This window comes from Natronoflexus pectinivorans (assembly GCF_004345615.1).
Classification (GTDB): domain Bacteria; phylum Bacteroidota; class Bacteroidia; order Bacteroidales; family Marinilabiliaceae; genus Natronoflexus; species Natronoflexus pectinivorans.
The window spans coordinates 243,780-256,943 of the sequence record NZ_SLWK01000003.1 but is presented as its reverse complement, the minus strand read 5'-3'; the positions used below and the strand labels follow the sequence as shown (position 1 = coordinate 256,943).

12 protein-coding genes are annotated in these 13,164 nt (G+C 37.6%); 3 read left to right on the top strand and 9 right to left on the bottom strand.

Features of this window, described 5'->3' with window-relative positions; translation table 11 throughout:
- Positions 1–22 precede the first annotated feature (22 nt).
- Positions 23–1,198, bottom strand: a complete 1,176-nt coding sequence (locus tag EV194_RS06340) for a PP2C family protein-serine/threonine phosphatase (protein WP_132433205.1) — start codon at positions 1,196–1,198, stop codon at positions 23–25.
- Between the two features lie 200 nt (positions 1,199–1,398).
- A complete protein-coding gene (locus tag EV194_RS06335) occupies positions 1,399–1,590 on the bottom strand; it encodes a cold-shock protein (RefSeq protein WP_079556770.1) in 192 nt (63 codons plus the stop codon).
- A gap of 628 nt (positions 1,591–2,218) precedes the next feature.
- Between EV194_RS06335 and EV194_RS06330 the strand changes: the two genes are divergently transcribed.
- Both EV194_RS06330 and EV194_RS06325 read left to right on the top strand, forming a co-directional pair.
- A complete protein-coding gene (locus EV194_RS06330) occupies positions 2,219–2,962 on the top strand; it encodes an SIR2 family NAD-dependent protein deacylase (protein WP_132433204.1) in 744 nt (247 codons plus the stop codon).
- A 23-nt stretch (positions 2,963–2,985) separates the two neighbouring features.
- Complete coding sequence (locus EV194_RS06325) at positions 2,986–4,062, top strand: mechanosensitive ion channel family protein (RefSeq protein ID WP_132433203.1); 1,077 nt, start codon at positions 2,986–2,988, stop codon at positions 4,060–4,062.
- 113 nt (positions 4,063–4,175) lie between these two features.
- Here the strand turns inward: EV194_RS06325 and buk are convergent, their stop codons facing one another.
- The 6 genes from buk to EV194_RS06295 form a co-directional block, all read right to left on the bottom strand.
- Positions 4,176–5,246, bottom strand: coding sequence for a butyrate kinase (buk, locus tag EV194_RS06320; protein ID WP_132433202.1), 1,071 nt, complete (start codon positions 5,244–5,246; stop codon positions 4,176–4,178).
- A gap of 127 nt (positions 5,247–5,373) precedes the next feature.
- The gene (locus EV194_RS06315) at positions 5,374–6,270 is read right to left on the bottom strand and encodes a bifunctional enoyl-CoA hydratase/phosphate acetyltransferase (protein ID WP_132433201.1); all 897 of its coding nucleotides are present in this window, start codon (positions 6,268–6,270) and stop codon (positions 5,374–5,376) included.
- Between the two features lie 70 nt (positions 6,271–6,340).
- Complete coding sequence (locus EV194_RS06310) at positions 6,341–7,558, bottom strand: acetate/propionate family kinase (RefSeq protein ID WP_132433200.1); 1,218 nt, start codon at positions 7,556–7,558, stop codon at positions 6,341–6,343.
- Positions 7,559–7,612: 54 nt separating this feature from the next.
- Positions 7,613–8,569 carry a 3-hydroxyacyl-CoA dehydrogenase family protein gene (locus EV194_RS06305; RefSeq protein ID WP_132433199.1) on the bottom strand — a complete coding sequence of 319 codons (957 nt, stop codon included), beginning with the start codon at positions 8,567–8,569 and terminating at the stop codon, positions 7,613–7,615.
- A gap of 36 nt (positions 8,570–8,605) precedes the next feature.
- Positions 8,606–9,613 carry a phosphate acetyltransferase gene (pta, locus tag EV194_RS06300; RefSeq protein WP_132433198.1) on the bottom strand — a complete coding sequence of 336 codons (1,008 nt, stop codon included), beginning with the start codon at positions 9,611–9,613 and terminating at the stop codon, positions 8,606–8,608.
- A 430-nt stretch (positions 9,614–10,043) separates the two neighbouring features.
- The gene (locus tag EV194_RS06295) at positions 10,044–10,703 is read right to left on the bottom strand and encodes an energy transducer TonB (protein WP_132433197.1); all 660 of its coding nucleotides are present in this window, start codon (positions 10,701–10,703) and stop codon (positions 10,044–10,046) included.
- A 382-nt stretch (positions 10,704–11,085) separates the two neighbouring features.
- Here EV194_RS06295 and EV194_RS06290 point away from each other — a divergent pair, with 382 nt between their 5' ends.
- Positions 11,086–12,225 (top strand): MFS transporter, encoded by a 1,140-nt coding sequence (locus EV194_RS06290; protein WP_132433196.1) that lies wholly within the window; start codon positions 11,086–11,088, stop codon positions 12,223–12,225.
- Positions 12,226–12,554: 329 nt separating this feature from the next.
- Here EV194_RS06290 and EV194_RS06285 read toward each other — a convergent pair whose 3' ends face one another.
- Positions 12,555–12,839, bottom strand: a complete 285-nt coding sequence (locus EV194_RS06285; protein ID WP_132433195.1) for a hypothetical protein — start codon at positions 12,837–12,839, stop codon at positions 12,555–12,557.
- Positions 12,840–13,164 lie beyond the last annotated feature (325 nt).

Sequence of the window (13,164 nt, the reverse complement as noted above, 5' to 3'; positions counted from 1 at the left end):
AAACAGCTTCTATGCACAATATTTATAATCGAATTCCTATAAGTAATACATCATCAACCTGTTCCTGACTTTCTCTCCAATTTTCAAAATATTCATCATAGATTTTGAGTTGTTTCTGCATGGGAAGATGATAATTGTTCAGCAACATTTCCCTGAATCGTTGGTGTTTAATTTTTTTATTGTTTGGGCCACCAAACTGACTCACAAATCCATCGGTAAACAGATAGAAACAATCTCCCGACTGATATGGTATGGCGTGATGAGTGTATGGATTATCGGTTTCACCAATGGATACCGGCATGTGATCGGCAGGAAAAACAGTGATTTTGTTATCACGTATTTTGTATAAAGGATTAAATGCTGCAGCATACTCCAGAACTCCCATTTTTTTGTCCAAAGTTACAATGCATATATCCATGCCATCTTTTATTTCACTGGTCTCATCCTGTTGGAGTGATTCAATCAAAGTGCTCCGCAGAGAGTTTAAAATGGTGGCAGGTTGAGTCACTTTATTGGTATCTATGATTTCGTGTAAATATGCAATTCCAAAAATGCTCATAATTGCACCCGGCACTCCGTGACCGGTGCAATCGGCAGCAACAATCACCAATTTACTATCGATGTTTTTAATCCAGTAAAAGTCTCCACTAACTATGTCTTTGGGTTTAAAGAGGATGAAGTGTTCCGGCATGTTTTTATCCAGAAAATCCTGTTTTGGTAAACTGGCAAGTTGAATTTTTCGTGCATACCTGATACTGTCGGTAAGTTTTTGATTCATAGCTTCGATCTTATGCATCAATCTGCGATTTTGATCTCTGGCTAATTTAATGGATATCTGAGTTTTTACTCTCGCCATTAATTCCGGAATGTTAAAAGGTTTTGTAATATAGTCAATTGCGCCGACTTCAAAACCTTGAAGAATTGTTGTGGAATCTGATTGTGCTGTGATAAAGATGACCGGAATCTCAGCTGTTTTCGGATTTTGTTTTAACTGCTTACATACATCAATTCCGTTTAGGCCGGGCATGATGATGTCTAAAAGAATCAGATCGGGTGGAGGAGTTTGAGCTGCTAATTCAAGCGCTTTTTCTCCATTGATGGCGGTAATGGGATTATATCTCCTGAGTGCATCCGACAGGATTTCCAGGTTCAACTTGGAATCATCTACTAACAATATCCTGATTGAATTATCTGTCATGCTGATTTTGATTGAAGTTCAAATTAGCACCGATTTCTGTTCTGCTTATTACTAAATATACAAAATGTTTTGATGAAATGCATACTCAAGCATGAATTTGACAGACCAAAATTACAATCTGATGTTTATATAAAATAAAAAGCTCCCTGTTTATAAAACAGGGAGCCTAAAAATCATAAATACTTTATAATGATATAAACTTAAGCCAGCTTAACATTTACCGCATTTAATCCTTTTCTGCCTTCAGTAAGGTCAAAAACAACTTCGTCGTTTTCGCGAACAGAATCAACTAATCCGCTAACGTGTACGAAATACTCTTCAGATGAACTTTCATCTTTAATGAAACCAAAACCTTTGGTTTCGTTGAAAAATTTTACTACTCCTTTGTTCATAATAATAATGATATAAATTTAATGATACAAACATACGGTAAATATTTGGTTCTGAACGAATAATTTTAATTTATTTGAGGTTTTTTTATGGTGAAATATATAAAGTTCACTTTATTAGTGTGTTGCAACTGTAATAATTCGTTGATTTCGTGGTTATTCTCCTCAGTTTTTCTTATTTTTATTAGTCAGAATTGCAGATTTATTGCAATCTGCATGATTTTAAACCATTGTAAGAGACTGTTTAAATCGAATAGATTTTAGATACTAGATTTTTAGACCGATAGACAAGAATAAATAGAAAACCAGTGATATCTAATAATTTCTCAAATCTATTCTATCCGTCTAAATTCTAAAGATCTATAATCTTTAGAATTCTTTAGAAATTAAATTTAAACAGTTACTTAGTATCTGTTTAAATATTTTTCAATATTTATTATCGGCTCAAATCCATACACGAAATGATAAAAGCATAGGGATTCATAATTGTGATAAAATATTTAGATTACAGGGCTATCGCCCCTTAATGATTATAATACAGATAAATAGGGGCGTAGCCCTGACATCTTAGAATTACTGTGAGGCCGCACACAACTGAATTTAAACAGAGATTAAATATACAACATACTTTATGCAAATAGATTTACTAAAAAATGCAGCTGAAATCATCAAAGAGTCCAAATATTGTATTGGCTTTACCGGAGCAGGTATTTCTGTTGAAAGTGGTATTCCGCCGTTTAGAGGAGAAAACAGCATATGGAGTAAATATGACCCCATTAATCTGGATTTGAGCTATTTTGTTGAACATCCAGATAAAACATGGCCTGTAATAAAAGAGATTTTTTACGATTTTATTGGAAATGCCAAGCCTAATAAAGGTCATAACGCTTTGGCCTGGCTCGAAAAAGAAGGAATGCTTGAATGCATCATTACCCAAAATATTGATAATTTGCATCAAGAAGCCGGCTCAAAGACAGTTTGGGAGTTTCATGGAAACTCCCAACGACTTGTTTGTATGAACTGTAATAATCATTTTCCTTCTGTTGATGCAGATTTTTCTAAACTACCACCCACCTGTGATAAATGCAATGGATTGATAAAGCCGGATTTCATTTTCTTTGGAGAACGCATCCCTCAAATTGCATATGATAAAAGTATGAAAGCTGCGCAAAACGCCGATGTCTGCATTATTGTTGGAAGTACAGGGGAAGTAATGCCTGCTGCATCTGTTCCGGTGGTTGCCAAACGTAATGGTGCAGTTATTATCGAGGTGAATCCTGAAGAGTCTTTGTTTACAAGGGATGTCACTGATCTTCATCTGCAGGGAAAAGCAGGTCCGATTTTAGATGAATTGATTGAGGCTTTGAAAAAATAAATAAACACCTAAAAATAAATGAGATGGAATTATTTAATTTTGAAAATGAAAATTTTCGCTTGCTGTTGATTTCCGCTATATTTTTAATATCTGCTTTTATCTTATCCATCTGGTTGTATCGTATTATGAAGCGGATACTAAAAGAGAATAAAAACCCTTCATGGAAAAATATTGCATCTGTAATACAGTATCCTTTTAAGGCTTTAGTGTTATTAATAGCCATTGTTTTTATAAGATCTCATATTGGAGTAACAGATATTTATGGAATTAAAATTGGCCTCATTCTTTACATTCTGTTTTTAACGGTTATGTCATGGCTTGGGATATCTATTGTTAAAGCCATCAAAATTGCTGTTATTGCCGGATACGATGTGAATGAATCGGACAATTTGAAAGCTCGCAAAATGCACACTCAAATGAGAGTTTTTGAGCGAATAACTATTTTCCTGATTTTGTTTATTACGCTGGCTCTTATTTTGTTAAGTTTTGAAACCATCCGTGAAATTGGTGTCAGTTTGTTGGCTTCCGCAGGCATTGCAGGTTTGATTATTGGTTTTGCCGCGCAAAAAAGTATTTCAATGTTGTTGGCCGGATTTCAAATTGCCATTACACAACCCATCAGAATTGATGATGTTGTGATTGTTGAAGGAGAATGGGGAAGGATAGAGGAGATTACATTAACCTACGTAGTTGTTGCCATTTGGGATAAACGAAGATTGGTGGTTCCGGTTAACTACTTTATTGATACTCCTTTTCAGAATTGGACGCGGCAGTCGGCTGATATCTTAGGTTCCGTTTTTATATATGTGGATTACGGTTTTCCGGTTGACAAACTAAGAGCTTATATGGATGAGGCATTGGCGAATAATCCATGGTGGGATGGTAATGTAAAAGTACTACAGGTGACCGATTGTACTGAGAAGTCGATGGAACTTCGTGCTCTTGCCAGTGCAAAGGATTCTCCCTCGGCATGGGATTTAAGAGTAAAACTTCGCGAAGATTTGCTCGAATTTCTTAGATTAAACTATCCCGAATATTTACCTCGAACACGCGTCAAAATGGTAGATGATGACAACTTCCCACCAAAAAAGCAGAGTTAAAAAGAATGAGCGAATTTGATTCAAATCAAATTCGCTCATCCCATTTTTATCTATATAGAGCTCACAAACCCTAAACCCTGAAACCTTAAACCTTAAACCTTAAACCTGAAACTTTACTCATAATCCTTACAAACTAAATCACCCTTTAAAACCCCCAGTGCATTCATTGCCAATGCCTCCATTTCATCTTCACCTGGGTAGATGGTGATTTTTCCTAAAAAGTCGATGTATTCGCGGATGTATTTTACCACCATTTTATTGTGCGCCATTCCGCCGGTCAGGATGATTCCATCAACCTCCCCTTTTAATACAACAAGTGCACTGCCAATGGCTCTGGCTACCTGGTACCCCATGGCATGAATAACCAGTCTGGCTTTCTCGTTACCTTCCTCTGCCCATTGAGTAGCTACGTGTGCCTGATTTGTTCCCAGGTGCGCAACCAGTCCTCCTTTTCCTGTAATCATGGCGCGTACTTCCTCGCGGGAATAATCTCCGCTAAAGCAGATGTCAACCAGTTTTCCGGCCGGCACTGTACCTGCTCTTTCGGGTGAGAAGGGACCAAATCCATCCAGAGCATTGTTTACATCTACAATTTTCCCTTTACGGTGAGCTCCTACAGAGATTCCTCCTCCTAAGTGAGCTACTATCAGATTGATCTCTTCATAAGGTTTCTCGATGGCCTCAGCAAATTTTCGTGCTACGGCTTTTTGGTTCAATGCGTGAAACTTGGATTGGCGTGGCATCAGTGGATGACCGGTAATTCTTGCCACATCCTCCAACTCATCTACTACCACAGGGTCGGCAATAAAAGCCCGTGCTCCGGGAATCGATTTTGCCACGTCATCGGCAATTAATCCGCCCAAATTACTGGCATGTTGTCCCATAACACCCTTTCTTAAGTCCCTTTTAAGAGCGTCGTTTACTTCGTAAACGCCGGATTCGATGGGACGTACCATTCCTCCGCGACCAACTACGGCTTTTAATTCAGAGATGTCAATTTCTGCATCCTTTAATTCGTCCAGAATGACCTCCTTACGAAACTCATATTGGTCGGCAATGGTATCAAACTGATCCATTTTCTCTGAAGGGTGACGAATGGTTTTTAGGAAAATAGATTTAACATCTTCGAATACTGCAATCTTTGTTGAAGTTGATCCGGGGTTAATTACCAAGACTTTAAACATAAATGTAGACTTTTAATCAAGTTTTGAAATAAGTTAGCTGAGTGTGTTTTATTCAAAATAAAACCCAAACATCTCATTTTTTTAGATATTTGGGAAATATTTTATTTCAGAAAGCAATGATACTATTTTATCCCAATGCAGCCAACAAAATGCTGTCAAATTTACTCTCTTCGGAATCGGAACGTGAAGTGAGTATGATTGGTGCTGAAGCACCAAGTACCAATGAGGCTACTTTGGCCTTGGCAAACCAAACAAGACTTTTATAAAGAACATTTCCAACTTCGATATCCGGCATCAGAAGAATGTCAGTATCACCGGCCACTTCGCTGTTTATTCCCTTATTCTTGGCACTTATTTTACTTACGGCATTATCAAAAGCAAGTGGTCCATCTATGAGGCAGTTCTTTATCTGATCGCGTTGATTCATTTTGCTTAATAAAGCGGCGTCAAGGGTGGCTTGCATATTTTCATTAACCATTTCGATGGCTCCTAACACAGCTATTTTGGGACGTTTAATGCCAAGTTTATTCAGATATGAAACCGAATTATTAATTATTGCGATTTTTTCCTGTAAAGTGGGAGCAATGTTCATGGCAACGTCTGTAACGCCAATAAGTTTGTGATAGGTATTAACTTCAAAAAAAGAGAAGTGGGAGAGAAGCTGACCTGTTCTGAGGCCCCATTTCTTGTTTAAAACACCTTTTAGCAAAACAGGTGTAGGAACTTTCCCTTTCATCAAAATGTCGGCTCGCCCGTCATGTACCATTCTGACTGCAATCTCAACAGCTTTTTCCGGATCGGGCTCGTCAATTATGCTTATTCCATTTAAGTCGTAACCATGTTGATTGGCCAACTCATTAGTTAGTTTTTCGGAGCCAACGAGCACGGGGTCAATAATTCCTGCTTTATAGGCTTTATAAACTGCATCCAGTGAATAGGCATCCTGTGAAACAGCAAGAGCAAGCCGCTTGCGTGGCTTGCTTTTGTCTATTAACGATTGCAGTTCATTCAGATGTTTAAACATGATATTTGTTTTATCATTCATTCATGAATACCAGATAACTGATATTCATGAGGGTCAGTCACTTTGAAATCTATTTATGAACCAATTCTGTCACAATTTTCTTTGTGTCAACAGCAATTACCAGTTCTTCATTGGTTGGCACAACCATGATGCGGCATTTTGACTCCTTTTTGCTGATGTCCATTTCCTTGCCACGAAGGCCTGTGTTTATCTCATCATCCAAGATAATACCCATAAAATCCAACCCTTTACATACCTCCCTGCGGGTGAGGTCTCCATTTTCACCAATTCCTCCGGTGAAAATCAGAATGTCAACACCACCCATTGCAGCGGCATAGCTACCAACAAACTTTTTAATTCGGTAGTTGTACATGCTCATACCTAATTCAGCCATGGGATCCTTTTTCTCGAGAGCTGACTCAATTTCACGCATGTCTGATGATATTCCTGTTACACCAAGCATTCCGCTGTGTTTATTGAATAAAATACTGGCCGACTGAATGCCGATGAGCTCCTTGTCCATAATATAGGTGGCAGCACCAATGTCAAGGTCACCGCAGCGGGTACCCATCATCAATCCTTCAAGTGGTGTAAACCCCATGGAAGTATCAACCGATTCTCCATTCATGATGGCAGCTACAGAGGCTCCATTACCCAAGTGGCATGATATGATTCTCTGTTTTTTATAGTCAACTCCAAGAGCTTCGCAGGCTCTTTTTGATACATACCTGTGGCTGGTTCCGTGAAAACCATAACGTCTGACTCCATATTTTTTATAGAGAGAAAACGGAATGGCATACATGTAAGCATGTTTGGGCATGGTTTGGTGAAAGGCCGTATCGAATACTCCAACCTGCGGAACATTGGGTAACAGAGATGAAATGGCGCGAATTCCTTTTAAATTGGGTGGATTATGCAAAGGAGCCAGGTCAATACAGTCCTCCATTTTACTGATGACCTCGTCAGTTATAAATACACTTGAATTAAAAGTTTCTCCACCATGTACCACTCGATGCCCCACGGCATCGATCTCTTCCATTTCCTTGATGCACCCGTGAAGGTCGCTCAAAAGAATTCCCAGGATGTAATCTATTCCTGTTTCATGATCAAGAATTTCCCCTTCAAGGAGAACCTTTTCTCCGTTGCTTTTTTCATGCTTTAGAAATGATCCTTTTAAACCAATCTTTTCAACCCCACCTTTTGCCATCACATCCCATGTGTCACCTTCCATGAAAAAGAGTTGGTATTTTATGGATGAACTTCCACAATTGAGAACTAATATCTTCATTTTTTGAACTTTAAACTTATTGAATTAAAAACCAGAAGTTAATCAGAATGCTTTTTAGCTGATTCTTTTCCCGTTCATATCGTATTTGTAAAATCCTTCTCCGCTTTGAACTCCAAGTCTTTTAGCCCTTACAAGGCGCTTGATGAGCGGTGATGGTTTGTATTTGGATTCTCCAAATTCATCAAACAGGTTATCCATCCATTTAACCACTTTGTTTAATCCAATAATATCGGCTGTATGAAAAGGCCCGAAACGCATACCCAATCCAATGACCATTGTTTTGTCAATGTCCTCCAGTGTTGCAATTCCCTCCATAAGAGCTTCACATGCTTCGTTTAGAAGTGTTACGTATAGGCGTACACTCACAAGACCGGCTGATTCTTCTACAGGAATAACGTCTCTATTAATCAATTTAACGAATGTGCAAACTTTGCTGTAAACTTCATCGGTGGTATAAAGTCCTTTTACTACTTCAATGATTCTGGCTTCGGCAGACGTTACAAAAAAGTGAAGACTCACACATCGATCGCGATGTACCAGCTCAGAGGCTAGCTCTGAGATGACAATGGTGGTGGCATTGGTTGCTATAATGGTATCTTTGTCGACTACAGCTTCAATGCTCCTAAATATTTGTTTGCGTACATCAATGCTTCTTTCACCGGTAGCTTCGTCAGAGCGGATGGCTTCAATTACAAAGTCGCAATCAACCAAATCTTTGTAATCCATGGATCCTTTGATTCGTCCAAGTATTGCTTTCTTCTCACTCAGAGTTAAACCCCAGTTCTCTATCCGATGATCAAGCTCACGGCTGATGCCGTGAATGGCAGATTCAATTTTATCCAGTGATAACTCGATAAAAACAACCTCCATTCCGTGCCAGGCAGCAATTCGGGCAATACTTTGCCCCTCTTTGCCGCATCCAACAACACCAATTTTTGAAAAAAGAGTTTTAACTCTTTTTCGTTTGTTTAGTGCATATTTTTCAATAGGTTCGACTACAATTTCTGCCATATCCCTCGAATTCTTGTGTTGTTAATGCTTTCAGTTTTATTTAAGAGTTCCCGCTGCCTGATTGGCTGTTATTGCTATCAGGTTTACAATGTCGCTAACAGAGCAACCTCTTGACAGATCGTTAATTGGTGCTGCCATTCCTTGCAATACGGGTCCAATGGCTTCTGCATGTGCTAAACGTTGAACCAATTTGTATGCAATGTTGCCTGATTGTAAATCGGGGAAAATTAACACATTTGCTTTGCCTGCAATTTCGCTGCCCGGAGCTTTTTTGCTTCCAATGGATGGGATCAATGCCGCATCGGCTTGAAGTTCACCATCAATTTTCAGGTCAGGATTGATTTTTTTTGCTTTTTCTGTAGCTTCAACAACTTTATCTACCATAGGATGCTTAGCACTTCCTTTGGTTGAAAAGCTCAACATGGCAATGCGAGGTTCTATTCCTACTATTGATTTGGCTGTCATGGCAGATGCAACAGCGATATCTGCCAATTGATCTGCATCAGGATCTGGATGCACTGCGCCATCAGCAAAAATAAGAATTCCGTTTTCTCCAAACTCTTTATCTTTCAGGATCATGATGAATGCACCTGATACAACACTGATCCCCGGAATGGTTTTCACGATTTGGAAAGCCGGGCGTAACACATCTCCGGTAGCGTTGTCAGCACCGGCCACTTCGCCATCAGCGTCTCCGTTTTTAATCATTAGCACTGATAGATACAGCGGATTTTTTACAAGCTCAGAGGCTTGTTCAAGGGTCATTCCCTTACTTTTTCTTAGTTCGTAAAGAAAATCCCGGTAGCTGTCAATTTTATCATGGCTTTCCGGGTCAATGATTTTTGCTTTATCAATGTGTGATAAATTAAGACGTGAAGCCTCATCATTAATGGCTTGTGGATTGCCAATTAAAATGATTTCTGCGAAATCTTCTTCCAGAACAGTATTTGCAGCCTGCAGAGTTCGCTCCTCCAGTCCCTCGGGTAAAACAATTCTTTGCTTTTTAGCTTTGGCGTTTGCTTTTAGTTGTTGAATAAATTCCATAATAAATGAGTAATTTTTATGTTTTGTAATACTTTTACGTTTGCTCTAAATGTATGGTTTCCAAAATCATACATTTGTTGTATGAATTTTGCATGTTGTAATCACACTTCTTGTCTGGTTGTAGTACCCAAAATATCTTAATCAATGGGGGAATATTTGTGCTAATCCGGATTACAATCTATTAAATTTAAGAAATTTAAACAGATTATGCATCAATATTTTGCATTTTTCAAAGCGAATTGCAACACAAAGATACAAATTTCTGATAATCTATGGTTTATCGTTAAAAATCACGGATGCTAAAGAAATGCCGGATTGTTAAAATCCGGCATTTAAGTTTTCTGTTTAATGCATTGATTAGCTGTTGAATAATATAGATTAAATGCTGTGCGATGAAAAGTTTGTTTAAAGAATTATTAAGGATATTTCACTAACGTATCGGTGGAGTTCCTCTTTTAGTTGTAATCACAACAACACCGTTTTGTGCTCCATCACCATATCTCTCAATTGCCGATTCGCCTTTTAAAACTCTTATTGACTTAACGTTGTGTGATGGCAGGTGAATGCGCGAATGGACAATTTTTCCATCAATTACGTATAATGGTGGGTTTTCATGGAGTTCAAAACGTTTTAGAGTCGATACAAACTCACGTTCTTCTTCTGATAAAGTGAATTGAACCGGAATCGACATTTGCGTATGTACTTCAACCCCGTTTTTTCTTCCTGGTCTCCAATCTGTCATCATGTCGACAATTCTTAATGCTTCCATATCCAACAGGGGATCAATGCTTTCCTCTATTGCTGCGTTCATCAGTTTTCCGTCCTTTGTTACAATGAATGTAACTTTAACGACTCCTTCAATCCCGTTAATCCATGCTTCATCGGGATAAACAAGATTGGATGTGACAAACCTGTTGATGTTGGAAGGTCGTCCCCTGAATGCCGGAAGTCTGTCAACTACTGTATATACGGAATCCGGAGTCAGCTTGGATGGCTCACCTGCATATAATTCGGTAACGAATAATATGGAGGAGATCAACCATATAAATGGCATGAACCATTTCCTTGAATTTAAAGAAGTTGCTTTCATCTGTTTATAATTTGTTTTTTATAGGCCAGATGGAACTCGCCAATCCAGTCAAACTTACTTCGACAGGGCTCAGTAAATCGCCTGTGTGAGAAAAGTTTTGATTTCGTCGGTCTGTCGATTCTCATGGCTCGTTTCATCTATTTAATCTATTCTTTCTTTCTAAATTCTATAATTTAAGATCTTTAGAATGTTAAAGAAGCTATATTTAAACAGCTACTTAACAGATGTGTTAATAATCTTTAAGTAACAATAATTATACCAATTGTATATTGATATGGGTTTGATGATATTGTTAATTAGATTTAATCTTTAAAATGATGATATTTCCGCAGCAAATAGTTATTACTTTTGCATGGTTTAAGATTTTTGCAATCTGATTTATATGCTTTCATTTACAGTGTTTCTAAGATCCCGACGCTATTTTGCTCCGGCTTTTTTGTTTTTTTGTTTTGCCATGGTTTTCAGTACCTGGGTTACATACATTCCAGTTATTGTAGACAAACTTGAAATCAGTGAAGGGCAATTAGGTGTGGCTTTATTTTTTGCTTCTCTTGGATCTTTTCTAATGATTCCGGTAAGTAACAAGCTAATTGATGTTCTTGGCGTTGGGCGTCAAACTTTCTTTGGTTTCATATTTTATGCCACTTCAGTATATGGAATGTTTTTAGCACCAACTTATATTCTACTCTGCATAGCACTCTTTTACTTTGGTATGATGAGTTCAGTATTCGTAATTGCATTAAACTCTCTACTTGCAAATGTAGAGCTTAAAGCAGGGCGAAATATTATGACAGGTAGCCACGGATTTTGGAGCGTTGGTGGGATTGTTGGTGCTTCATCCGGAGGATTTTTAGCGGGGAAGATTGGTATGCCGGTTCTGCATTTGACAGTACTGTTATCTATTTTGATTACTGCTCAAATTATGTTAAGAAACGAGTATTATCATATTAAAGGAGAAACTCCATCATCTGGTAAAAAAAGGAAATTCCCGGTTAGGCCATTGCTTGCTGTTGCTATAATCGGGTTGATACTTATGGCTTCTGAAGGAGCAATTGCCGATTGGAGTGCTTTGTTTCTTCAAAGAGAGGTTGAATTAGAGAAATATATGCTCGGTTTTGGATATGCGCTCTTTTCTTTGGGGATGACCATTGGTCGATTCACCGGCGATGCATTAAGTTTTAAGCTTGGCTCCTGGAAGTTGTTGCGAATAGCAATTGGCACAAGTCTGATTGGCTTTGTTCTGGTTTTGAATGCTCAACCAACAATAACTCTGGCTGGATTTATGGTGATTGGATTGGGGTTTTCAGTTATAGTCCCTGAAATATACCGTTTGGCATCACGCATTGAAGGTGTAAAAACTTCGGATGGGGTCTCATTTATTGCAGCGGTTTCAAATGTTGGATTTTTAATTGGTCCGGTTTTTCTTGGATTGATAGCAGAGGTATACAGTCTTCTCATCAGCTTTTTCGTACTATCTCTATTTGTTTGTTTTGCTTTTATAATATCTCTGTTTAAAAAATGATTTAACATCATTTTTTACTTTAATTTATAAATCGCTATATCAGAAATAGATATGGAATCATGAGATTGTAAACTTTGTTGATGAGATATAGAGACTTGAACTTATAGGTCGGAGCACTAATTAAATATTGCTATTAATTCAATTCCGTTGGCTATTGAATGAGATTAAATCAGTTGAGTCGGCTTGATTCAATATATTGGGTTTGTTGATCCTAACTTGCAATATAACGATAGGATAATCCAAACTCTAAAACTGTAAGGTCAAATAGAGTATTCTTTACTATTGCAAGATGTTCAATATGTTTAATAACTATTATATTATTGAAAAAATCAGCCTTTTCTGCTTCGATCTCTTAAAGCATCAATTCGGGACATAACTTCTCTGAGATTTTCCAGGCTGTTTTCGGTATCAGCAAATTTTCCACCTGATCCTTTAACAGAGTTTTTTGAACCTTGTTTGTGATTTCCATCTTTAGAACGAATCTCAAAACTTGGATATATGCGGGGTTCTGCGAATCCTTCAACTTTTTCGTAATCACAGAAATCAAGATATCTTAATAACTCTTCAAAGAATTCTGCTTTTTCATCTCTTACTTTAACCCGGTAACTCTTCATATTTGTTAGATTTAGTACGATAAGTGATTTGTAAAACTAAAGTATAAACAAAATATTACATTTATCGCTATGCTTGTGAATTTTGTAAATAATTTTGATAATATTAAATAAAGTTTGGATGAACGTTTAAATAATTATGATATAAAGTTCTTATTTGCTGTATAATTTGCCATTAAATGCCTTCTAACGCATAATTGTGATAATTGTCCATCGTGATTCTACTACAATTTTTAGCACTATTTTCACTCAATAGCAATCAAGGCCAGGTAACTTTGTTTAATTAAGTTAAGTGTGTTAAGTTGATTTGGGTGGAAAGGAAGAGTTT

Excerpts from the sequence above, each read along its gene's own strand:
- EV194_RS06340 (WP_132433205.1), bottom strand. The coding sequence starts at position 1,198 with ATGACAGATAATTCAATCAGGATATTGTTAGTAGATGATTCCAAGTTG.
- EV194_RS06335 (WP_079556770.1), bottom strand. The coding sequence starts at position 1,590 with ATGAACAAAGGAGTAGTAAAATTTTTCAACGAAACCAAAGGTTTTGGT.
- EV194_RS06330 (WP_132433204.1), top strand. The coding sequence starts at position 2,219 with ATGCAAATAGATTTACTAAAAAATGCAGCTGAAATCATCAAAGAGTCC.
- EV194_RS06325 (WP_132433203.1), top strand. The coding sequence starts at position 2,986 with ATGGAATTATTTAATTTTGAAAATGAAAATTTTCGCTTGCTGTTGATT.
- buk (WP_132433202.1), bottom strand. The coding sequence starts at position 5,246 with ATGTTTAAAGTCTTGGTAATTAACCCCGGATCAACTTCAACAAAGATT.
- EV194_RS06315 (WP_132433201.1), bottom strand. The coding sequence starts at position 6,270 with ATGTTTAAACATCTGAATGAACTGCAATCGTTAATAGACAAAAGCAAG.
- EV194_RS06310 (WP_132433200.1), bottom strand. The coding sequence starts at position 7,558 with ATGAAGATATTAGTTCTCAATTGTGGAAGTTCATCCATAAAATACCAA.
- EV194_RS06305 (WP_132433199.1), bottom strand. The coding sequence starts at position 8,569 with ATGGCAGAAATTGTAGTCGAACCTATTGAAAAATATGCACTAAACAAA.
- pta (WP_132433198.1), bottom strand. The coding sequence starts at position 9,613 with ATGGAATTTATTCAACAACTAAAAGCAAACGCCAAAGCTAAAAAGCAA.
- EV194_RS06295 (WP_132433197.1), bottom strand. The coding sequence starts at position 10,703 with ATGAAAGCAACTTCTTTAAATTCAAGGAAATGGTTCATGCCATTTATA.
- EV194_RS06290 (WP_132433196.1), top strand. The coding sequence starts at position 11,086 with ATGCTTTCATTTACAGTGTTTCTAAGATCCCGACGCTATTTTGCTCCG.
- EV194_RS06285 (WP_132433195.1), bottom strand. The coding sequence starts at position 12,839 with ATGAAGAGTTACCGGGTTAAAGTAAGAGATGAAAAAGCAGAATTCTTT.